19 protein-coding genes and 1 pseudogene are annotated in these 22,069 nt (G+C 37.1%); 6 read left to right on the forward strand and 14 right to left on the reverse strand.

The features are described from left to right. Nucleotides 1-225: 225 nt before the first annotated feature. The 7 genes from J2S08_RS16260 to ytaF all read right to left on the reverse strand — a co-directional run bounded on the left by J2S08_RS16260 (nucleotide 226) and on the right by ytaF (nucleotide 8,428). Nucleotides 226-2,031 (reverse strand): ABC transporter ATP-binding protein, encoded by a 1,806-nt coding sequence (locus tag J2S08_RS16260; protein ID WP_370875701.1) that lies wholly within the window; start codon nucleotides 2,029-2,031, stop codon nucleotides 226-228. Beyond that, nucleotides 2,024-3,751 (reverse strand): ABC transporter ATP-binding protein, encoded by a 1,728-nt coding sequence (locus tag J2S08_RS16265; RefSeq protein WP_307231349.1) that lies wholly within the window; start codon nucleotides 3,749-3,751, stop codon nucleotides 2,024-2,026. The genes J2S08_RS16260 and J2S08_RS16265 overlap by 8 nt, the downstream gene beginning before the upstream one ends. Before the next feature lie 270 nt (nucleotides 3,752-4,021). Beyond that, entirely contained in the window at nucleotides 4,022-5,086 is a 1,065-nt protein-coding gene (locus J2S08_RS16270) for a mechanosensitive ion channel family protein (RefSeq protein WP_307231498.1), read from the reverse strand. A gap of 201 nt (nucleotides 5,087-5,287) precedes the next feature. Next, nucleotides 5,288-5,767, reverse strand: a complete 480-nt coding sequence (locus tag J2S08_RS16275) for a hypothetical protein (RefSeq protein ID WP_307231351.1) — start codon at nucleotides 5,765-5,767, stop codon at nucleotides 5,288-5,290. 2 nt (nucleotides 5,768-5,769) lie between these two features. Next, on the reverse strand, nucleotides 5,770-6,963 hold the full coding sequence (locus tag J2S08_RS16280) for an ABC1 kinase family protein (protein ID WP_307231353.1): 1,194 nt from the start codon (nucleotides 6,961-6,963) through the stop codon (nucleotides 5,770-5,772). 91 nt (nucleotides 6,964-7,054) lie between these two features. Continuing rightward, on the reverse strand, nucleotides 7,055-7,378 hold the full coding sequence (locus J2S08_RS16285) for a phasin family protein (protein WP_307231355.1): 324 nt from the start codon (nucleotides 7,376-7,378) through the stop codon (nucleotides 7,055-7,057). A 426-nt stretch (nucleotides 7,379-7,804) separates the two neighbouring features. Further along, nucleotides 7,805-8,428, reverse strand: coding sequence for a sporulation membrane protein YtaF (ytaF, locus tag J2S08_RS16290; protein WP_307231357.1), 624 nt, complete (start codon nucleotides 8,426-8,428; stop codon nucleotides 7,805-7,807). Between the two features lie 137 nt (nucleotides 8,429-8,565). Between ytaF and J2S08_RS16295 the strand changes: the two genes are divergently transcribed. After that, the gene (locus J2S08_RS16295) at nucleotides 8,566-9,258 is read left to right on the forward strand and encodes a DUF1232 domain-containing protein (protein WP_307231359.1); all 693 of its coding nucleotides are present in this window, start codon (nucleotides 8,566-8,568) and stop codon (nucleotides 9,256-9,258) included. A gap of 124 nt (nucleotides 9,259-9,382) precedes the next feature. Here J2S08_RS16295 and J2S08_RS16300 read toward each other — a convergent pair whose 3' ends face one another. The 5 genes from J2S08_RS16300 to J2S08_RS16320 all read right to left on the reverse strand — a co-directional run bounded on the left by J2S08_RS16300 (nucleotide 9,383) and on the right by J2S08_RS16320 (nucleotide 15,763). Then, nucleotides 9,383-10,126, reverse strand: a complete 744-nt coding sequence (locus tag J2S08_RS16300; protein ID WP_307231361.1) for an effector binding domain-containing protein — start codon at nucleotides 10,124-10,126, stop codon at nucleotides 9,383-9,385. 167 nt (nucleotides 10,127-10,293) lie between these two features. After that, a complete protein-coding gene (locus J2S08_RS16305) occupies nucleotides 10,294-11,211 on the reverse strand; it encodes a helix-turn-helix transcriptional regulator (protein ID WP_307231362.1) in 918 nt (305 codons plus the stop codon). 67 nt (nucleotides 11,212-11,278) lie between these two features. Beyond that, nucleotides 11,279-12,883: a methyl-accepting chemotaxis protein gene (locus J2S08_RS16310; protein WP_370875703.1), complete on the reverse strand. Its 1,605-nt coding sequence runs from the start codon at nucleotides 12,881-12,883 to the stop codon at nucleotides 11,279-11,281. A gap of 822 nt (nucleotides 12,884-13,705) precedes the next feature. Beyond that, nucleotides 13,706-14,449, reverse strand: a complete 744-nt coding sequence (locus tag J2S08_RS16315) for a polysaccharide deacetylase family protein (RefSeq protein WP_307231366.1) — start codon at nucleotides 14,447-14,449, stop codon at nucleotides 13,706-13,708. A gap of 522 nt (nucleotides 14,450-14,971) precedes the next feature. Beyond that, entirely contained in the window at nucleotides 14,972-15,763 is a 792-nt protein-coding gene (locus J2S08_RS16320; protein ID WP_307231368.1) for a phosphatidylserine decarboxylase, read from the reverse strand. Between the two features lie 193 nt (nucleotides 15,764-15,956). On the opposite strand from J2S08_RS16320, the gene pssA reads away from it, so the two are divergent. Next, on the forward strand, nucleotides 15,957-16,496 hold the full coding sequence (gene pssA, locus J2S08_RS16325) for a CDP-diacylglycerol--serine O-phosphatidyltransferase (protein ID WP_370875704.1): 540 nt from the start codon (nucleotides 15,957-15,959) through the stop codon (nucleotides 16,494-16,496). A 59-nt stretch (nucleotides 16,497-16,555) separates the two neighbouring features. On the opposite strand, the gene thiD is transcribed toward pssA, so the two are convergent. After that, the gene (thiD, locus tag J2S08_RS16330) at nucleotides 16,556-17,374 is read right to left on the reverse strand and encodes a bifunctional hydroxymethylpyrimidine kinase/phosphomethylpyrimidine kinase (protein WP_307231371.1); all 819 of its coding nucleotides are present in this window, start codon (nucleotides 17,372-17,374) and stop codon (nucleotides 16,556-16,558) included. A gap of 284 nt (nucleotides 17,375-17,658) precedes the next feature. On the opposite strand from thiD, the gene yhfH reads away from it, so the two are divergent. From yhfH to J2S08_RS16345, 3 genes are all read left to right on the forward strand, one after another. After that, nucleotides 17,659-17,796: a protein YhfH gene (gene yhfH, locus J2S08_RS16335; protein ID WP_307231373.1), complete on the forward strand. Its 138-nt coding sequence runs from the start codon at nucleotides 17,659-17,661 to the stop codon at nucleotides 17,794-17,796. A 442-nt stretch (nucleotides 17,797-18,238) separates the two neighbouring features. Next, nucleotides 18,239-19,357 carry a glutamate 5-kinase gene (gene proB, locus J2S08_RS16340; RefSeq protein WP_307231500.1) on the forward strand — a complete coding sequence of 373 codons (1,119 nt, stop codon included), beginning with the start codon at nucleotides 18,239-18,241 and terminating at the stop codon, nucleotides 19,355-19,357. 2 nt (nucleotides 19,358-19,359) lie between these two features. After that, a complete protein-coding gene (locus J2S08_RS16345; RefSeq protein ID WP_307231375.1) occupies nucleotides 19,360-20,598 on the forward strand; it encodes a glutamate-5-semialdehyde dehydrogenase in 1,239 nt (412 codons plus the stop codon). A gap of 487 nt (nucleotides 20,599-21,085) precedes the next feature. Here J2S08_RS16345 and J2S08_RS16350 read toward each other — a convergent pair whose 3' ends face one another. After that, nucleotides 21,086-21,562 carry a superoxide dismutase family protein gene (locus tag J2S08_RS16350; RefSeq protein WP_307231502.1) on the reverse strand — a complete coding sequence of 159 codons (477 nt, stop codon included), beginning with the start codon at nucleotides 21,560-21,562 and terminating at the stop codon, nucleotides 21,086-21,088. A gap of 173 nt (nucleotides 21,563-21,735) precedes the next feature. On the opposite strand from J2S08_RS16350, the pseudogene J2S08_RS22595 reads away from it, so the two are divergent. Further along, nucleotides 21,736-21,939 (forward strand): annotated as a pseudogene (locus J2S08_RS22595) (alpha/beta hydrolase); the annotation flags it as partial. Nucleotides 21,940-22,069: the final 130 nt, after the last annotated feature.

Here is a 22,069-nt window from a genome sequence, read left to right on the forward strand (position 1 = left end):
TAGAAATATTTACACGCAAAATAGAGAAAAGTGAATTTGAGGATCCTCAAATTCACTTTTCTCATTATTTAGAAGCTAGTTATGTCCCAGCCTCCGTGTGTGTAATATGTATTTTGGTCCCTAAGGATTGTAGAGAAAAGCAGATTTTTTCTCTACAAGAATAGTTCCTCGAATGTCCAACAACGATTAATATATTGCTTTCATTCCTTTGAATCCAGTCAGCTCTTAACCTGTACTCGTTTCCAATGCAAATGTATGAACCAATTCATGATAAAACCCTTTCTTTGCAACCAATGTATCATGATCGCCTTTTTCGATGATCTGTCCATCTTTTAAAACAAGGATTTGATCTGCTTTTTGGATCGTATTCAATCGATGAGCGATGACAAAGCTTGTTCTGCCTTTCATCAACTTAGACAGTGCTTCTTGGATTTTCAATTCTGTAACTGTATCAATGTTGCTCGTTGCTTCATCCAAGATTAAAATCGCCGGATTAGCTAGTATAGCACGAGCAATCGAGAGCAGCTGCTTCTGTCCTTGGCTAATGCCGCTTCCATTTTGTGTAAGGATGGTATCATATTGTTTTGGAAGCTTCTTGATAAAAGTATGTGCATTTGCTAATTGAGCTGCTTCTTCCACTTCCCGATCCGACGCTTCGAGCCGGCCATAGCGAATATTATCGCGAATGGTTCCTTGAAATAAGTACGTATCTTGCAGGACAAATCCCATCTGCTGCCGGAGGCTTTCTCTTTTTATGTTGGTTATATCTTTATCGTCTATGGTGATGGTTCCTTTTTCTGCTTCATAAAATCGAGATAACAATTGAATAATCGTTGTTTTACCAGCACCTGTAGGGCCTACAAGTGCAACTGTTTCACTAGGAGATACGTTAAAATGAATATTATTTATTATCTGCTTTCCTTTTTCATACCCAAATGATACATGATGAAAGCAAACCTTCCCTTTCAATGTTGTTTTTGTTACATCTCGAGCTGTTTTTTCATCCTTTGCCTCTACTTCTTCTTCCAAAATTTCAAACACACGTTCTGCCCCTGCAATAGCAGACAATAATGTATTAAACTGATTCGCAAGGTCGTTGAGCGGTCGTGTAAATTGTCGAGAATATTCGGTAAAAATAATGATAACACCTACGGAAATAACCCCTTTTAAAGCCAAAATCCCTCCTACTCCTGCGATAATGGCAAAGCTCAAATTGTTTAAAACGTTCATGAGTTTCGGAATAAATCCTGAATACGTCTGTGCCCAGTATCCAGCGTTTTTTAACTGCTTGTTTTTTTCCATGAATGCCGCTGTCATTTTCTCTTCTTGAGAGAAAGTTTTGACAATCTTTTGACCAGAAATTGTTTCCTCAATAAAACCATTCAACTCTCCTAAATAGCGCTGCTGCTCTTTAAATCGTTTCCCCGTCCGATTAGTAATCCATTTCATCCCTCCGTACATAAGCGGTACGATAACCATTGTGATAAGAGTAAGCAACGGACTTAACCAAAGCATAATCGAAACCGTACCAATAAGGGTTAAGACGCTGGAGAAAACTTGAATGACAGAGCTATTCAAAGTCTGGCTTACATTTTCAATATCATTTGTTAATCTACTCATTAATTCCCCGTGCTGCCGTTTATCAAAGAAAGAAATCGGAAGCTGATGGAGATGACTAAATAACTGTGTCCTCATTGTATAGACTGTGCCTTGAGCAACACCAATCATCCAATAGTTTTGTAGAAAAAGTGCGAGCGAATGCAGAAGGTAAATGCCAATTAAAGCAATAAGCAAAACAAGGAGTCCGTCACTGTTTTTTGTCATTATATATGAATCTACTGCTGTACCAATCAAATAAGGCCCAAGTAATCCTAAAACAGAACTGACAACTACCATTATTAGAACGAGCAGCAATAGCCCCTTCCGATTCGAAAGATAAGACAATATTTTTTTTAGCGTACTGCTGCGGCTGCTTCTATTTCGCGATTTATTAAGTCTAGATTCGATTGGTTTCATGAATTTACTAACCATAGACCAACTCCTCCTGACCAAACTGAGATTGATAAATGCGCTGATAAAGAGAAGAATGTGCCATTAATTCATGATGGTTTCCTTTTGCTATTACCTGCCCATCTTCCAGTAATAAAATCATCTCGGCATTCATGGCAGTACTCATTTTTTGCGTAATGATCAACAATGTACTAGCATCCTCATCTAATGCTTCGAGTAAAGCAGCCTCTGTTTTCAAATCTAACGCACTCGTACTATCATCTAATATTAAAAGCTTCGGTTTACGAACGAGTGCTCTAGCAATAGATATTCGCTGCTTCTGTCCCCCGGATAGGTTAACCCCTTTTTGTCCAAGTACTGTCTCATATTGGTCTGGCATTTGAACAATTGTATGATGAATTTGCGCTTTTTCTGCTGCTTCGATTATTTCTTCCAACGAGGCGTTGTCTTTTCCCCATCCAATATTCTCCTTTATGGTACCAGAAAAGAGTATCGTTTCCTGAGGAACAAAACCGATTTGTTTGCGCAGGTCTGCTAATTTCATCTCTCTTATATCGACGTCATCTATCAATATCGTTCCATGATCAACATCATATAACCTTGGAATAAGCTGAACGAGCGAAGATTTTCCAGAACCTGTTGCTCCTAAGATCGCTAGTTTTTTTCCAGCTGGAGCAATAAAGGAAACATTTTGTAATACGGAGAAAGAGTGGCCAGGATAGTGAAATGAAACTTCTTTAAACTCCACTTTGCCGTTAGTAATTGGCGTTGAACATTGTATTTTATCATGATCAATTAAGTCAATCTCGGTAGTCAGCACCTCAGAAATACGTTGTGAGGATGCTCGGGCACGTGAAAATGCCATAATCACAAACGTAAGAATAGATAGTGCGGCTGTCATGCGAAACCCATAATTAACAATAGCAACAACCTCTCCAACTAATATTTTGCCATTGTATACCTCATTGCTTCCAAACCATAGCACTGCTAAAATGCTTACATTCATAAAAAATAAAAGAACGGGCATCGTTGTTTCTACTACACGAAGTGCAGAAATTGTTTGATCTCTTAATCCCTGATTTGCCTTTATGAAACGGTCTTCTTCATGTTTTCTTCTAATAAACGCTTTAATCAATCTCATCCCAGCCAAGTTTTCTTGCATCACACCATTTACCGCATCTAATTGCTGCTGCACCTTTTTAAACAATGCACCGCCTTTTTTCATCATCCAAATGAGAAATATCATAAGCAAAGGAACGAACGCAATAAGCACAAGCGCCAATTTGACATTTACGAATAGTGCCATAATTGCTCCGCCAAGAACAAGTAAAGGAGCTCTCAACATAATTCGCAAGCTCATAAAAACAGTATTTTGCACTTGTGTAACATCATTTGTCATTCTTGTAATGAAAGAAGAAGCAGGAAAGCGATTTAAGTTGGAAAAAGAAAATGCTTGTATTTTTTTAAAGAGGCTTTCCCTTACATCATATGCGAAGTGCTGACTGACATGGGCAGCAAAAAATGAGTTAATGATCCCGGCAAGAAAAGCAAACAAAGACAAGGCAAGCATGATAACGCCCCACTTTAACACGACATCTAGATCCTTTTTTACAATACCTTGATCAATAATGATTGCCATTAACAACGGATAGATCAGTTCTACTGCCAACTCAACGAGCATCAGAAGCCAGGCAATCGCCATCGGCCGTCGATATGGCTTTAGATAGGTTAATACTTTCATCTATAGTCCTCCAAACGATTTCCCCCATAAAACCCCCTCTAATTTTTCTACATCCCCTCCATTCTATGATCTCTTATATACGAAGCTTTTATTTATTTTACGGCAATCGTTAGAAAAGTTCTACCTTGCTGCCCAATTATCAAAAATGAACACGCTAAACTTTTATTTAGTGTCGCGATTCATTAGATTAATAGTGTTCAAATTTGTGATGACACGTGTCAACTCTCCTATGTTTTTTAATGGATGCCCTTGCATCATCCAAACTGCTTGTCACCCTCCTGTTACTTCTTTCTCCCTTTCATTATTACCAACAACATGCAATGTTCTAGTTGGAAAGGCAACAGAAACTCCTTCCTCCTCCAAAATATCCATTATTTTGAAATTAACATCTTGTTTCACATTTAAATATTCTTCCCAAACAGTCGTTTTTGTAAAAAAATAAAAGAAAATAGCTAAACTGTTTTGCTTATATTCATCGAATTTTACAAAGATCGTTTCTTGATGGATTTCGGGATGTTCTTTTAGCATTTTTTCCAAACGTTTAATTACTTTTTCTAATGTTGCTTTCGGTGTTTCATAAGTAACGCCTAATTCAAAATTAATTCGGCGTTTTCCCATCCGGCTCCAGTTTGTAATCGACTCATTGGCCAGCGTCGCATTTGGAACCGTTACAAGTGCTTGAGCGAACGTTCGAATCTTGGTGCTGCGAAAGCTAATATCCTCTACCGTTCCCTCTACGCTAGGAGTCATAATCCAATCACCGATTGAAAAGGGTTTTTCCGTAATAATAATAATGCCTCCAAACAGGTTGCCAATAGCGTCTTTAGCAGCTAATGCAAATGCAAGGCCTCCTAGCCCTAAACCGGCAACAAAACCATTAACATCAAAGCCAAATTGTTGAGCTATAACACTCAAGCTAATGGCAATAATAACAAACCGAATTGCTTTCGATAAAAAAGGGATCAGAATTTGATCTATCTCGATATTTAATCGTTTGTTTAATTTTTCAAAAAGCACTGAGGTAGAAGAGGATAAATTGTATAAACCCCATGTAATGAGTATAACAATAGATGATTTGAAAAATGCTATAAAAGTCGGATTCGTTTGCTTGATATAAGGAAAATAAGCAACTGCTACGTATATACCAATAATAACAAATAGCCATCGCAACGGTTTTTCAAATGCAAGAAAAACATGAGTAAAGAAATCCGTCGGGGTTTTTTTCGTTATTTTTAAAATTAGTTTAAAAATGTATGTAGAAAATATTTTCCTAAATAGCAAAAACAAAAGAAATATCCCGATAGATATCCCAATTGATTTCCAGTCATAAGTCATGAAGGTCTCCAATGACACGAGTAAAGACTCCTTTCTTAACTAAAGTGAACTTCTATCAGCAAGACTTTCCCAAGCGGGAAGCTTGGACAAATCAAACATTTTGCTGAATGGATGTACGTCATAAAGGATAAACATGCATCTGTTTTCTATGAAACACGAAGAAAATAATGGAACGACCAAGATAAAATGCTTGGTCGTTTTTTAATATTTTCTAGACTTTATAATGGAATAAAGCAGCCAGATTATCATACCAGCCGCAATGAAAAAGCCAATCTCTATAACAGGCAGCTTCCAAATCATCGTATACTCCTGGGCAATGGATGCACCGATGATCAGGCCAACCATCATAATACTAAAAGACAACAGTACAATGCTATAAGACAGACGGTTCCCTATCTTATCTAACTTATTTAAAAATGTATCGAGGTCAGGAACGGTAATCTCCGAGCGAAATTTCCCTTTTTGCATTGCTGCAGTTAGTTCTTTTATATTTTTGGGTAAATGAATCAAAATATCGCTATATTCAATTGCATGATGCCAGAAGCGCTGTGATAAAGTCTTTGGATTGTATCGTTCTTGCAAAAGCTTTTTGCCAAATGGCTCTGCTGCTCCCATTATGTTAAATTGTGGATCTAAACTTTCCACAATCCCTTCCATTGTCAGTAATGTTTTCCCTAACAATGTTAAGTCCGCTGGAAATTGTATATATGCTTGAAAGCGATGGAGAATAGTTCATTTATCACTTCTCCGAAGTGAATCTGACTTAATGCTTCTTGATAATACTTCTCTTGTAAATCTTCAATGTCCATTCTAAGCTCGTTTATTTTTGTATCCGGTTCAATGAGCCCCATGCTTGTAATTGCTTTTAAAATACCGTCTGTACTTTGATGTCTCATGGCAATAACGAGGGACGCAAAATGGTATTTTATTTCTGCATTTAATCTTCCAACCATGCCAAAATCCAACATACCTATCGTATCATTAGGCAAAATCACAATATTGCCCGGATGGGGATCGCCATGGAAATAGCCATCCACCAGCATTTGTTTTAACATGATATTTGTAAAACGTTCTGCAATTATTTTTCTATTATAGCCTAATTGATCTAAAGTTTTATTTTGACTAATTTTAATGCCATCTATGTAGTCAGAAGTCAACACTTTTTTTGTTGAGTATTCCCAATGAATTTTAGGAATAACTAAGTAAGGTTCCTCTTCACAATACCGAGATATTCTTTCCGCATTTCTTGCCTCATTATCATAATCTAATTCTTGATGTAATGCATTCGAAAATTCTTCCACTATTTCTGTTAAATGATAATTGGCTGCCCAAGCAAAACGATTTTCTGCCATTCTAGCCAAGTCCCCAATAATCTCTAAATCCGTTTCAACGATTGTTTTCAAATTTGGCCGCTGCACTTTCACTGCGACTCGTTTATTGGAAGGAAGAACAGCATCATGCACTTGACCAATGGAAGCTGATGCAAGAGGTTCTTCATTAAATTCAAGAAATAATTGCTCTAATTTATTCCCAAGCTCAGCTTCAATAATTTCTTTCACTTCTATAAAAGAAATGGGCTGTACATGATCTTGAAGCTTCTCTAATTCTTTCACAATTTCTTGAGGGATTAGATCTGGCCGTGTACTCGCAATTTGCCCTAATTTAACAAAAGAAGGTCCAAGCTCTTCAAGAAAACTTCGCACTTTTTCCCCTAAAGATCGTTTTTGTGCAAGTTTTTGTTCAGATGCCCATTTTTTCTTTATTGAAAACATCTCTGTTAAGCCGAGCTCCATCACTAGAAAAGCAAAGCCATTTCGAATAAAAGCATTCACAATTTCTTGATAGCGATGAATATGACGTATCCTTTTCCCAAGCATCTTCCTACTCCTTCCACTGCATCTCGTGTAGGTTTTTCGGCAAAGAAGACAGCATTAAAATAGAACATATAAGGAAGTAATCGTTCTCTTTTTATTCCTTCAGATTTTTTGAGGACGATAACGTCGACACTTGCTCTTCTAATTGAACAATTCGTGCCCGCAGCTCTTCTATCTCTTCCTCCGTAGCAACATGAAGCGATCTTAAAAGCTGCTTTGTCCGCAGTTCAATCATTTCATCGATTTCTGTACGCAATTTATCGCCTTTTTCTAATAATTCATTAACAAAAGCATTCGATTCTGATTTTGTTAGTTCTCCTTTTTTTACCAATTCATCTACTAACTTCTCCACCTGCTCTTTACTTGCAGCAGCTAATCCTAATCCTAATGAAAATCCTTTGCTAATCAGGTCTTTCATTTTCTTATCCTCCCTTTTGTCTGTTCTTCACTTAGGTGTAGAAATGCGGTTCATTATCATACTATATTTATTATTTTTACGTACTATCTTAAAAACATACTTGCAACTTTCTGTATAGAAAATTTTTTTTACATTGTACGTATTTTTTATGCTTGCATGTCATAAATTAATTTTTACTAAGGGCAGCTTTTTCAAGGATCAGACTCCACTATTATGAACATCATTTCATTTATTCTTATTTTTTATCCTAACATAAACCTATTAAAATATTAATTTTTTTATTCCAAAATAATAAGAGGTTGATCTGATGATTGACCAGCCTCCATTGGACGAGTAATTTCTATCAGAAATGTAGTCATATTTCTTTTTTTCTTTTCGTACCATATGTTAAAGAGGAGTGACGCATTATTAATAAGCGCTAATTTCTTAAAAAAAAGCAGTAAAAGCAATTAATAAAATAATCGCACCACTAAATAGTGTACCGAATTGTCCAACCGTGAATTTGCCTATTCGAACCTTTGCTAACTTTTGGCCCAATGATACACCAGCCCAAACGGTAATAAAGCTTCCGACTGCTGCAGTTATTGAAATCGCTAATGGGGATAATCCAAGAAGACCAGCTCCAAGTCCGTTTGTAAGTGCGTTTGCTGAAAGTGCAATCCCAAGGAGTATCGATTCTCCAATCCCGATGACTCCTGATTTATCAAGATCAACAGCTTCCGGATTTTGAAGGATGCCAGAGATGCTTTTTGTCTCTGTAACTTTCTCATTCTTATTTTCATTTTTTCGCGGAACTGCTAGTAAAATAACTCTTAATCCAATGACAAATAATAAAAAAGCTCCAACAATAACGGGAAGTATCCCTGGTAAAATTTGAGATAGCCATAACCCAAAGAAGATTCCAGCTATACTAAAAAGAAAGCAAATAATTGCAATCAATAGGTTGGAACTGATTGTAATGCGCATCTTTCTTATCCCGTACGAAATGCCAACACCTAAATTATCAATACTAGATGAAATAGCAAATCCTAAAATAATAAGCCAAGTCATGTTGATAACACTCCCTATTTTTTTAACACATTGTATTAAAACCATTGAAAAAAGTGCCTGCCCAAATCAAAACTGTTGATAAAATTTCAACAGACAGTTCAAATATGCATGTTCTATTCCTAAGGAGTGACTGAAAGATGGAAAAAACTGAATTTAATAACAAGTCTAGACTTGGCCCTTTATTAAAAAAACTTTTATCACAAAAAGCGCTCTCTATGCGTAAATTTAGTCAGCTTACAGGAATTGATACTGCAACAATTTCTCGTATTGCTAATCAAAAACAGCAGGCTAACATTCAGCATATACAATTGTTTGCCGAGCATCTTCAGGTTCCGATTAATACGCTACTAGCAGCTGCGGGCTATAAGCTTGAAGATTACCAGACTCCATTATCTACAGATATGCATCACTCTATAGAAACAATTCAAGAGGTTTTGGTTTCTTCTAATTTGTTTGATGAAACTTTTAAAGTTGAACAAATACAGAAAGCATTAGCGAAATATGAGCAGTACGCACGAACAAAAGAAGGAAAAAATATCATCGAAGAAGAATTTGAAGCAAAAGTGGAGCAAGTAAGCGGAGCAGGGCCATTTATTGACCAATTAAAAAACATGTATGAAGAATATTTGCAAGGGAATCTATCAGAAGATGAACAAGCTTTACTTGGGAGTGTACTTCTCTATTTTATTCTTTCTACCGATATTATCCCGGATTATGTCTTTCCAGTTGGCTTTTTAGATGATGCTTTAGCTGTCCAGCTCGTCTTAGACAAACGAGCTAGTTCTTTTCCACAATCATCCCCACAAATGAATGATCAAGACATTAAATAGTGTTTACACCCCTCGTTTTATTCCCGTGTTCCTATACAAAAAGCTGCTTGGCAGGCAGCTCTTTCCATTCACAAAAAAAGCTGCCAAAAGAAGGATTTTACGTTCTTTTGAACAGCTATGACATTTACGCTTTAACCGCGATATAGATTTCTACTTGATCTCTTTCCTCGTCATACAACTCATAATCTCCCGTATAAGTACGCTCTTGATCAGCTGTTCTGAAATACTCCCATATCGTTAACCATGTTTTTGGTACAACTTCTGTAATAAGACCTTTAGGTGTTGTAAAGACAGCATAAGTTGATGCAGGTACTGTTTTTGCTGTCATTCCTTCTGGGACTAGCCCGATTTTTTCTACTTGTTTCCCGATTGTCATCGAATACTCCCCGTTGACATCACTTTCATAATCAGAATACAGCCCGATCGTTTGCTGCGGCTTAACCAGGCAAGGAATTTTTTGAGCGATATCTTGTTTGCTATATTCGCTCCAAAGCCTGGGAATTTTCCCTTTCGATGTTATTTCTTTTGCATTGGTTGTTCGCACCGATACGCCTATCATATGAAAAGCTGCTCTTGTCACGATTTGAGGAAGGATTGGCTCTTCCTCTTGCTTTCGCCATCTTTTTAGGAAAGGCAGTGTTTCACGCAACATTGCTTCTGCTTCTTTCGCTTTCATACCTCCTGCTTCTATATGAGGAATACAGATTGCAATCATCTCTTCTAAGGAAAGATTCGGCTCCTTGAATTCTCCCGCTTCATAACAATAACGACAATAATCGCTGCTTTTTTCACCTGATCTTTCCGTTCCAAAAAGCTGTTCTGATTCTATCGGCATACTACAGCTTTGACATAATATATTTGCTTGCATATTCATTCCTCCTTCAAGACATATGTTAGAATAACCAAGTTGACAACGTTATGTCATATTATTTACAGAAGAAGATGAAGTGTTGCAAATTATTATTATCATAATGGACCTTTTTCCGGTGGAACCAAACAAAGATATTTTTTGAAAAAACAGCCCCTATTAGTTGTTTAATAAATAGCTGCAACGTTTCCAGCAAGCTTCTTTATTTTCTTTCTTAAGCTTTGTGGATGCAGTACTTCAACATCGTCTCGAAAGCTTAAAATAAAACCATATAGCCATTCATCTTCGGGCATCTCCGTTTCTATGATCAAGCGTCCTTTCTCGTCAACAGTTATATTTTCTACATGAAAATATTCTTCTACAATTGTACGTACTTTATGGTGGAAGGCTAACGTAAATGCAATCGTTTTGGATTGGTTATACCATTCTTTATCCCAAGGAAGGTCTTCTATTTTTATTTGTTTACGTTGAAAAGTAGTTTCTACAATCTGTAAATCGTGCATACGTGCTAATTTAAATAAACGAAATTGTTTTTTTTGTAAGCAATAGCTGTATAAATACCATGATCTTCCTTTTAAAATAACGAGATGGGGTTCTACTGTTCGCTGTGAAGCTTGTCCCAGTCTGTTAAAATAGTGAAATGTACAATGTGTACATGATTCAACCGCTTTTTTTAACATTGTCACCTTCGTTTGTAAATGAGGCTGTTGACCCCAAGGACTAAAATCGATAAAAATAGACTCTTTCACCTGATCCTGCTGCTTTGATATACCTTGAATTTTTTCTAATACGGCTGAAGCATGGTCATCTTGATAGGAAGTCGAGACACTTTTTAAAGCCATTGTAATCGCTGCTAGTTCTGCTTTCGTTAACACATGCTTATCAAGTCTGTAGCCTTCTATTAGCCCGATTCCCCCATTTGCCCCTTGATAGGTGACAACAGGTATTCCTGCTTGTGTAATCGTGTCAATATCACGGTAAATCGTCCGTACAGAAACGTCAAACATTTCGGCCAACTCTTGCGCACGAACACGCTTTCTATTAATCAATATCATTGTCATCGCCAACAACCTGTCAAGCCTCATCCACTTCACTCCTTCAGGTCTTCATCTGATCTTTTTTGAATCATATTTTCTAGTTCATTTAAGCCTATTAAACATGAAACAATTTAATTTGGTCATTTAATTCATTCGCAACCTTTGACAGTTTTTCAATCGTTGCAGAAATTTCTTGAATGGTGACTGTTTGTTCTTCAGCTGAGGCGGAAACTTCTTCGGATGCTGCAGAAGTTTCTTCTATAATTGATGTAATACCTTCCATCATATGTTGTACTTTGAATGCATTTTCATTAACACGCTGTAGAATTTCTTTTAACTGGTCAACATTTCCCTCTGTTTCTTGCACTCGAGCAACAATATGATGCAGTGCTTCACTTCCTGATTTTATAATAAATACTTGCTGTTCAAATTTTTCCATGTTATTTTCCAGGACAGCAATCGCTTTTGTCGTTTCTTCTTGAGTTGATTCTATCAGTTTTTTAATCTGATTTGTCGCAGCATTCGTTTCTTCCGATAACTTTCTCACTTCTTCAGCGACAATTGAAAATCCTTTTCCGCTTTCGCCTGCTCTAGCTGCTTCAATCGCTGCATTTAAGGCTAACAAATTAGTTTGTTTGGCAATTTCATCGATCATTGTAATAATATCTCCAATTTGCTCTGAACGCTCTCCTAATGCCTGCACATTTTTTGTTGCGGTTTCCATCTCGATGGCAGTTTCGCTTAAAGCAACAATACTTCTTTCTATTTTTTCTTTTCCTTCACTAGCAAGCAAAGTAGATTGTGCTGCATTTTTAATTGTATTTTCTGCCAATTGATTGCCTTCAACTACTTGATTTGTCGTATCATGCATTGCTTCAAGAATTTCGTTTGATTGAGTTGCCTGATGTTCTACACCATTTGCAACTTCCCCTATCGTCATAGCAATCTGGGCAGCAGATTCTCCTGTTTGCTTCATATTATTTTCTAAATAATAGCTATTATCTGTCACCTCAGCAGCATGGCCTCGTATAGAAGTAGCTAATTGATGCAATTGTTGCCGCATATGTTCAAAAGCGTATGCTAATTTTCCTACTTCGTCTTTGCTCTCAATCGCAATTGACTTTGTCAATTCCCCTTTAGCTATGAAATCTGCATTCTCTTGCAGTCTGCTCAAATTTCTAGAAATCCCATAAGCAATCATATAACTGACGATGCCAGTTAATACCATTCCAAGGATCATGATGATAATGGTATTATTCATATCTTCATTCATTCCACTATGCATATGATCAATATCCTGCTTTAATTCTGTAATCGTTGCTTCAAGATAAGTATTTACTTGTTCATTCATCTCTTCTGAATAGCCATCAAATTGTTCCATAAGTGGATTGCCTTTTTCATGTCCTCCATCTATATACGCCTGCGCCATTTTCTGGCCAGTTTCATAAAAATCATCAAATAGGGTAGAGAAATCATCCATTTCTTTAACGATGTCACCCGTTTCTAACGATTTTAGTTCATTTAACGTCTTTTTGAAATCTGCAGCATATTCTGCTGCAATATCGAATCCATCATCAAACCCTTCTGCTCCCCTTGTAGCACTAATATCCGTTAACCATTGCTGTACTTGAACAATATCCAGCTTTAACTGCTCCGCCATTAATGCTTTTTCAATTGAGCGCTGCTTAATATCGTCTAAAGTACTACTATATGCAGCCATTTGGGACACTAAATAAATCTCAGTGCCGCCTAAAACAGTAAAAACCAATAAGAAAGTGAGTAATAATTTTCGTTTAATCGTCAAGTTTTCTCTCTCCTATCTATGTATTATCATAAGCTTGCCATACATACCCCTTATCGTATTTATTCACATACATAAAGATATAGGATTACTAATGAATGTAATCCATATCACACAATCCTAACCTGGCCGAACGATAAAGTGAAACTTCCATGAGTGGGGGTTTTACTGCCAGTTAGATGTGGGATAAAGTGAAACTTCCATGAGTGGGGGTTTTCTCTCATCCCCCATACAAAGGATCTCAAGCTAAAGGCGCGACGTCCTCGAAAAGGGAAACCGCTTTTTCTTCGTGCGATGTATCACTGCCGAAGCTTTCCTTGTTCTGTCGCAACGCTTGAGTGACCTACGTCATGTAGGCCTGAACCAATCGGACATTTGACTTTCAGTTATCCCCACCTAGCGCTTCTGATTCCTCTTCCTTTTGAGGTGGGGGTTTTACTGCCAGTTAGATGTGGGATAAACTTGATCATTTGCCTTCTGCTAAATAGTTCATTAGACTGAATAATAAACAAAAAAGAGCAACCATCAGGTCACCCTTTATACCTATAAAACTTTAGCACTTTTATCATATGATTGTTCATGATTACTGTCAAGAATCTAGATTCATCCAGCTCTCTGCTTTAGAATATTCAAACTTAAAAAAAGTATTTTTCCAACTCTCTTCCTCACCCAATAAGTTTAAAAATTAAAAAAACCAGTAAAACCCTTAGCTTAGGGTTACTGGTTCTTATCTATGTTTTTTCAAAAAACAGGGTCTGGGTCAATACCAGTTCTTCGAAGTAATTCTGAAATAGTGACAAATTCATATCCTGCTCTTTGAATTGCAGGAATAATGACTTTCAGTGCAGCAACAGTTTGGCTTCGGTTTCCTCCTGAATCATGAAACAGCACGATATCGCCAGGACGGTAATCATCTAGTACATTTGTGATAATCTTTTTAACGCCGGGTCTGCTCCAATCTCTTGAATCTTGGTGCCATGACCACATAATGACTCGGAGTTTTTTATCAACTGCCGTCTTTATAATAAGATCATTATAGTATCCGCCTACAGGTCGATAAAAAATAGGATAGACGCCTGTCGTTTCATAAATCACTTCATCTGTTCGTTCTAACTCCTCTTTTAATGTTTTTTCATCCAATTTAAGCCTATAAAGATGATTATACGTATGATTAGCAATTTCATGTCCTTCCTCTATCTCTCTTTTTGCTAATTCAGGATATTTTTTGACACGTGATCCAACAACAAAAAAAGTAGCTTTGGCTTTATATGCCGCAAGTAGATCTAATATTTGAGAAGTATAAACCGGATGGGGGCCATCATCAAATGTCAGTGCAATCAGTTTTTTGTCTGTTTTTATATTCCAGATGACATGACCTGTTTCTTCAAGTTTCCCCCTTTCCATTGCATAGCTTAAATGAATGTTGGAAAAGAATACAAAGACAAGAAGAACAATACATAAAATGACAGAAAATCTTTTTCTCATCGTATGCTCCTAAGCAGCTTCTTTAAAAGCTGTTGATCATGTAAAGTAGATATCTTATGTTTTGAGTAATCGCATTATTTTATGCAGACTGATTATTATTTTAAAAAATCAAATAACGTTATTTCCCATTGTACTTATTTCATCATATAATGGCAGGAAGCTTCCTATTCTATAGATATGAGGTAAGAAAGCTTTTTCTTATCTTCCACATCCAGGTTCAGTTCATACAAGTTTTTAAAAAATTACATTCGCATCGCTGTTGCAATAAATCAACGATATTTCGTTTTTGTCGAGATCATCTATATCGGTTTGAGGGAAGTGATCCTATACTCCTAAAAAAAGTAAACCCCGATCTGAAAACCTGAAGTAGTCTAAGCGTGGGAACGTTGTCCAATTGGTTCGTGTCCATAAAATAAGGAGGTTTTTGATTTTCATTTTCGAGGAGGTTGCGGTTTATTTGAAATTCTGTATGGGGGGATAAAGAGAATCCCCCCAAATGAAAGTTTCACTTTTACGGCGTTATCACTCCAAATGAGTGTCCGTTATCATGCCAATTCGGTTTCCATACTGGACGCTCATGTTAAGCTTTAATGATTCACATGGTTCAAAAGCAGAACCAATCAGCAGCACAACAGTGGAACCAAATGAGAAATAGGCCATTTCGTTCCCCTTGTTTATAGAAGTGTGGTTATGGGTAAAATGAATGCTGTTCACATTCAATGCCCCGACCTTGATTACTGCCATTTGACAATTTGTATTCGTCAACATCGTAATAAGACGATAATTTGTAGATAGTGGTTTTGGAGCATGCTTCATGCCAAGTTCATTTACTGGATACGATTTTCCGCCGCATGACCATTGTTCTTCAATTTCTCCATTGACTGGACTATGAATTCGATGATAATGTGAAGGAGACAAATAAAAGATAAAATACCAGCCTTTACTAAATTGTTTTGCTTTTTCTTGATTGCCCAATATACTGTCAAGTTTGTAATCTTGTCCTTTTACTAGGAAAGAATCCTGTTCAGAAATCTTTCCGAATGATGTTAAAACGCCATCCACTGGACTCACAACTGATTGTGGCGAAGGATCAACTGGACGAATACCTGGTTTTAACTCGCGGGTAAATAAATCTTGCAAACTTTTATATTCATGAAGCTGGCGTGCCATTTCTTCAGTATTGAGAGCATTAGCTTTTGCAAAAGGTTTGATCAAAAACCTGCTCGCTGAAGAAGAGGTGATTTTTTTTAACAATGAAGAAGCAATAGGGTTTCCAGTTAACTCTACTAAGCTTCTAAAAAGGAATTTCCGCAATTGAATAGCCCCTTTTTTAAAAAATGTAGTATAATGAATGTATATGTTCAAAAAGGATCGAGACGTTTCATGTATCGATAACTGAGCCGAAGTTGAGAACATAGACAATAACATTTTAAATACGTACAGTACGGTCTTTTTGAATAAACTCAACATATTTTTTTATTTTTTCATGCAAGGGAGTGGTCTAATCCTGTTTTTATCTCATCGGACTGATAATACTTCGAAATTATTCATTAGTCAAATGGCTAATTTTTTAACGATCATGAATTTGGGCTGTGGTATTTTAGCGCTTTTATTTGTTACAAGAGGAAATCCACACCTCTCATTGCTCTTTATTTTTTTAGCTGCTCTGTTTGATTCTTTTGATGGAAGAGTAGCAAGGAATCTTAACATCGTTTCAGATTTCGGAAAACAGCTCGATTCATTATCAGATCTCGTTTCCTTTGGTGTCGCACCAGCCTTCTTACTATATGAAAGTATCTTACATCGCTATCACTCTGCTGGTACTCTCTTTATGATTATTTTCATTATTTGTGGTGCAATTCGATTAGCACGATATAACACTACTGTTTTTACCGGTTCCTTTCAAGGTCTTCCAATTACAGCAGCAGGTTGTTTTTTAGCTATCAGTTATTTCGGAATTCCTTATTTTCCATCTTATATCTTTATGTTTTTCGTGTTGATTTTATCTTTCCTCATGATTAGTTCATTAAAGATAAAAAAACTATAAACAAAGGTGCTGACCTATCAGGTTAGCACCTTTTACTTCCCTTTGTCCACCGTGAAACTTTACTGTTCCTCTTTTGCTGCTTCCCCGTATTTTCGGTAAGCAGCATGATAAGTTGGACCTACTCCGCGTTTAAACGCAATGGAATGTCTTATCGCTGCTGTAATAAAATTTTTTGCTTTCTTTACGGCTTCTTCCATCGTCTTCCCTTTCGCCAATTCCGCTGTAATCGCAGCCGAATATGTACAGCCTGCTCCATTTGTATGAATAGTAGCGATTCTATCTGCTCCCAATTGCTTGAAAGTTTGTCCATCATATAAAATATCAATCGCCGGCCCCTTTAAGCGCCCTCCCTTAACAAGGACATACGCTGGGCCCAATTTATGAAGTTCTGCTGCCGCCTCTTTCATTTCGGAAATAGATGTAATTTCAGGAATTCCTAATAGCCGTGCTGCTTCTGGCATATTTGGCGTAATAATCGCAGCTTGTGGAATTAATTTACTTTTCATCATTTCTATGGCGTCATCTTTTAAAAGCTGAGAACCCATTTTTCCAATAATCACTGGATCAACAACGATATTTTTTACTTGTGATTCCGCAAGTAATCGTGCTGTCCGCTCTATAATCTCATTTGAGAATAGCATTCCTGTCTTTAGTGCATCCAAACCGATATCATGAAAAGCCGTGTAAAATTGTGCTTCAATCGCTTCAATTGATTGTGTGTATACACAATTCCCTTTTTCTGGGTGAGATGCAACAATAGCAGTAACCGCAGTCATCCCAAATACATCCAGCTCCTGGAACGTTTTAATATCTGCTTGGATGCCAGCACCACCTCTTGCTGCTGAACCTGCAATAGACAAAGCTCTATAAATCGTCATGATGACATTTTCCCTTCTTTCCTCAAACAATCCTCATTTTTCATTATAAGGGAAACACTTATAAAAAATCAGCAAAAATATAAGGTTTTTCCTAATACGTTTTGTGAGATTTGCCTTTTACCTTCTTCCCATATATATAAATGATATATGCCCAAGTTTTAAAATAAATACAACCCCTGACAAAAAAATTGACCTTTTTGACTAGACAAAATTTTCTTTCGTGTATATACTGTTATACAACAATATTTAATAAATATTTCTGTTATATATAAGGAGGGGTAATCATGTTGCAACAAACTGCAATATTAAAAGAAAAACAACGATCAAAAAAGGTATGTGTTCAATGTGGGGCTAGTATTGATGAAAAGTATGAATCTCATTTAACAGAGTGTGACCGCTGTTTAAGATTTAGAGAAGATTAAAAAAATTAAACCTTCAAAAAAAAGAGCATTTCATCCGACTTAACTTGAGAATGGAAGAGTGAAATTTCTCCCTTCTCTGAGCAGACTTGACTTTTATCATTTAACATAAACACTTGACAATTTAGTAAATTAGACAGAAAATATCATCATAACTACATCTTATGAACTGACTGGGACTAGTAAATAATATGAACGTGCTAGAGAGTGGAATTCGAAGGCTGCAAGATTCCTCACGAGAGTATATTGAACCTGCCCAAAAAAAGCTGCTTATGGAAACATTGGCCGTTAGCCCTCGTTACGGGAATAGAGTTGGATGCTTAAAGGCATCAATGAAGGTGGTACCGCGGAGCACTTCTTCCGTCCTTTACTGGATAGAGGAAGTGTTTTTTGTTTTCTCTTTTACATGTACAAGCGCTTAATGCTAGGAAGAAAGGACGGAAAAATGAAAAAACAGCGAGTTGTTGTCAAAATTGGAAGTAGTTCACTTACAAATGAACAAGGTAAGCTCAGTGAAGAAAAACTTTCCGATCATGTTGCTGCACTTGCATATTTAAAGACGATCGGATATGAAGTGATTTTAATTTCTTCGGGTGCAGTGGCATCTGGTTTCAGTTCACTTGGATTTTCTACAAGGCCAAGAACAATGGCCGGGAAGCAAGCAGCGGCAGCTGTTGGACAGGGTTTATTAATGAGAGGCTATCTTTCTGCTTTTGAAAAACACAAGATCGTTCCAGGACAAATCCTTTTAACAAAAGAGGATTTTTACAGCCAAAAACGCTTCCGTCATTTATTTTCGACGATGACGGAACTGATTAAAAATGGGGTTATTCCAATCATTAATGAGAATGATTCAATCTCTAGCGAAGGCCTTACTTTTGGTGATAACGATATGTTATCTGCACTTGTCAGTGGTTTTCTGCACGCAGATGCACTCATTATTTTAACTGATATTGATGGTTTGTATGACAGTAATCCTTATTCTAATAAAAACAGTAAAAGGTACCAGTTTATTCCTGAAGTGACTGAAGATTTATTAATGCTCGTCGATGATCGCAGTTCTGCAGTCGGAACAGGTGGGATGAAGTCAAAGCTCATAGCCGCTCAAAAAGCCCTTTCCCTTGGTGTGAGTGTATTCATCGGAACTGGCTCTGGAAAAACAAAGCTTGCGGATATTTTAGAAGGAAAAGGAAATGGCACTTATATTGGAGCTCCGTTTCAAACGACGATGCAAATAAAGAAGCAATGGATTGCTTTTCACTCTCATGTAAAAGGAACAATTGAAATCGATAGTGGTGCAGAGTCAGCATTATTGTTGAGAGGAAAAAGTTTACTGCCTGCTGGCATCACCAACATTACCGGAGCATTCCAGGTGCTTGATGTTGTTGCTGTTGTTAATCAGAATGGTACAGTGATTGGCAGAGGACAAAGTAATTACGCAGCAGTAGACTTAGAACAGATTAAAGGCTTATCAAGTGATGAAGCAATGGAATATTGCAGTAGCCAGCGTCCTGAAGTGATTCATCGTGATAACTGGGTTGCAATTGGAAAGGAGATGCATTGAGAATGAATGAACTGCATAAAAAAGCAGCAATACTAAAAAAGACTGCACTGACATTGCCTATGCAATCTGAAGCTGAAAAAAATGACGCTCTATTAAAAATTGCTCGTTCGCTCCGAGACAATCAAGCGACAATTTTACAAGAAAATCAAAAGGATATGATAGCTGGAAAAAAAGCCGGACTCTCCCCTGCCCTTCTGGATCGTTTGCTTTTAACGGAGGAACGAATAGAGCAAATAGTTGAAGGTGTTCAGCAGCTTGTTACTTTAAAAGATCCAATTGGAGAAGTAATAGAAACTTGGAAACGGCCAAATGGCCTTTCGATTCAAACTGTTCGTGTTCCTCTTGGCGTCGTTGGAATGGTTTATGAGGCGCGTCCAAATGTAACCGTTGATGCAGCATGTATTTGTTTAAAAGCTGGAAATGCTGTTTTTTTAAGGGGTAGTGCATCCGCATTACACTCAAATATTGCCCTTGTTCAGGTAATGCAAGAAGCGCTTGCCCACTCATCCATTCCAAAGGATGCCATTCAGCTTTTAGAAGATACAAGCAGAGAAACAGCAAATGAAATGTTTCAGCTTCATGAATACTTGGATGTATTAATCCCTCGCGGCGGTGCTGGCTTAATCCAAGCTGTTTTAAAACACGCTACGATACCAGTGATAGAAACTGGAGTCGGCAACTGCCATCTTTTTATTGACGCTTCAGCACAAAAAGAAATGGCAATCGATATTGCTTTGAACGCCAAAACACAACGGCCATCTGTCTGCAACGCAATTGAAACAGTCATTATTCATGAAGATTGGCCACATACGGACGCCTTACTAGCAGTAATGCGGCAAAATGATATCGAGCTTCGTATTGATGAACGTTTTAAAATCGGTAGTGATTATCAGAAAGCAACAGAAAAAGATTGGCGTACAGAGTACTTAGATACATGTTTAGCTATGAAACAAGCAAAAAGTGTCCAGGAAGCAATTGAACATATAAACGAATATGGCACAAAGCATTCTGAAGCAATTATTTCTGAAGACGATAACAACGTAAAGCTTTTCTTTCAGGCTGTTGATGCTGCCGTTTTATATCATAACGCTTCAACAAGGTTTACTGATGGAGAACAATTTGGTTATGGTGCTGAAATTGGCATTAGTACACAAAAATTACATGCCCGCGGACCGATGGGATTGCGTGCGCTCACAGCAGTAAAAACAATCGTAGAAGGACAAGGACAGATTCGGAAGTAGGAGAGACAGCAAACCTCCCTCCATTGTGTTAAAAGTTGTTTAGTCCAAGCGTACGTAAGTGGTTATTTGACAATAAACGGAATTTTAGGAATAAGAATAGAAAATGGTTGCTGTCCAAATCCTTTGTTAAGGGAAGAGGCAATTTTTACGCGACTTTTATTTTAAAAGTTGTTTTTCGCAAATAGATAATGGTAATCTTTCAACTATTGCATAAAAACGATTCACTCGAAAAGCTCCATACAAATCAATGATGCATACTTAACAAATTATTTACTTAAAATTCCATATTTTAAATTAATCAGTGTGCGCCAATAAGTTAAAATATGAATTTCAATCATATTCATTATCCAATACTAGGTATCACTAAATATAATGCTATAGAATTGAAAAGGCCCTCCTAATATGCATGGTGATGCATGTTAAGAGGGCTCTCAAAAATAACACTAAATTGGGACGTACTTCAAGGCTATTTAGAAAAAGAACTTTTTTATGATTTACTTTGCGAAAAGGATTTAATCACACCACATGCTAGTCGCTTTCCAGCATCTCCAGCTGGCTGTGTTCGATAATCATCCGGAAACTGATGAATGATAATAGCCTTCCCGATAACATCCTTTACTTTAAATTTATTTGTAAAAAAAGACATGCGGGCATACCCATCATTTGAGAATAAAACGGGAAAATCTCCGGCATGATTGCCATGCGGCTGTTTAGTCGGATTCCAGTGTTCTCCTGCAGCTTGGAATGGATTGTTTTTATCTCCTACTTCACAATTACCGTGCTCGTGAACATGAAATCCATGTGGACCAATTGGCGGCCTCTTTCCTTTTGCTGGTTCATATGCGGGGAGTCCCGTCACCTCTACATAAACTTCTGTGCCATTTGGAACTTCTGTAAATACAACATACCCCTTTAAACCTGGTGCTAAAGGCCCTCCTTTTACTCGGGCATAAGCGGCAGGCATCGCCTCTTGCTGCCGATAATAACCTGGATGGGCCAACAAATATTGGCCATTATGATAAACGTACATATTCAGATATCACTTCCTATCTTGGTAGTTATCTGTCTACTCATTTTATGCCTAAGATTTTATGTTTGTGATAACATGTTTATCCCCCATTTTTATTAAGAGCACAATTTAATCAAGAGAAAATTTTTCTTGTTGGCACATCATGGGGTACAGTTTTAGGCACTGAAATGATTCATCGCTATCCAGACAAATTTTACGCTTATGTTGGGAATGGACAAATGGTAAATCCAATGGAAGGGATTAAAATTTCTCACAAATGGCTGAAGCAAAAAGCAGAGCAAACAAATCATAAGAAATTACTATATTTATAAGCACTCACTTAAAAGAAATATTCCGTCAGCATCTTCAGTAGGGTTGCTTTTAAACTCTTTATTTCTCGATCTTTCGTGTGATAGAGAATAGTGTTCTCTATCCTCAAAGCTCCTTTTATCTACCGGAGCT

The organism is Bacillus chungangensis, assembly GCF_030812995.1.
GTDB lineage: Bacteria > Bacillota > Bacilli > Bacillales > Bacillaceae_C > Bacillus_CF > Bacillus_CF chungangensis.

Coding starts and splice junctions, on each gene's coding strand:
- J2S08_RS16260 (WP_370875701.1), bottom strand. CDS start 2,031: ATGGTTAGTAAATTCATGAAACCAATCGAATCTAGACTTAATAAATCG.
- J2S08_RS16265 (WP_307231349.1), bottom strand. CDS start 3,751: ATGAAAGTATTAACCTATCTAAAGCCATATCGACGGCCGATGGCGATT.
- J2S08_RS16270 (WP_307231498.1), bottom strand. CDS start 5,086: ATGACTTATGACTGGAAATCAATTGGGATATCTATCGGGATATTTCTT.
- J2S08_RS16280 (WP_307231353.1), bottom strand. CDS start 6,963: ATGCTTGGGAAAAGGATACGTCATATTCATCGCTATCAAGAAATTGTG.
- J2S08_RS16285 (WP_307231355.1), bottom strand. CDS start 7,378: ATGAAAGACCTGATTAGCAAAGGATTTTCATTAGGATTAGGATTAGCT.
- ytaF (WP_307231357.1), bottom strand. CDS start 8,428: ATGACTTGGCTTATTATTTTAGGATTTGCTATTTCATCTAGTATTGAT.
- J2S08_RS16295 (WP_307231359.1), top strand. CDS start 8,566: ATGGAAAAAACTGAATTTAATAACAAGTCTAGACTTGGCCCTTTATTA.
- J2S08_RS16300 (WP_307231361.1), bottom strand. CDS start 10,126: ATGCAAGCAAATATATTATGTCAAAGCTGTAGTATGCCGATAGAATCA.
- J2S08_RS16305 (WP_307231362.1), bottom strand. CDS start 11,211: ATGAGGCTTGACAGGTTGTTGGCGATGACAATGATATTGATTAATAGA.
- J2S08_RS16310 (WP_370875703.1), bottom strand. CDS start 12,883: ATGGCTGCATATAGTAGTACTTTAGACGATATTAAGCAGCGCTCAATT.
- J2S08_RS16315 (WP_307231366.1), bottom strand. CDS start 14,449: ATGAGAAAAAGATTTTCTGTCATTTTATGTATTGTTCTTCTTGTCTTT.
- thiD (WP_307231371.1), bottom strand. CDS start 17,374: ATGACGATTTATAGAGCTTTGTCTATTGCAGGTTCAGCAGCAAGAGGT.
- yhfH (WP_307231373.1), top strand. CDS start 17,659: ATGTTGCAACAAACTGCAATATTAAAAGAAAAACAACGATCAAAAAAG.
- proB (WP_307231500.1), top strand. CDS start 18,239: ATGAAAAAACAGCGAGTTGTTGTCAAAATTGGAAGTAGTTCACTTACA.
- J2S08_RS16345 (WP_307231375.1), top strand. CDS start 19,360: ATGAATGAACTGCATAAAAAAGCAGCAATACTAAAAAAGACTGCACTG.
- J2S08_RS16350 (WP_307231502.1), bottom strand. CDS start 21,562: ATGCCTGCCGCTTATGCCCGAGTAAAAGGAGGGCCTTTAGCACCAGGT.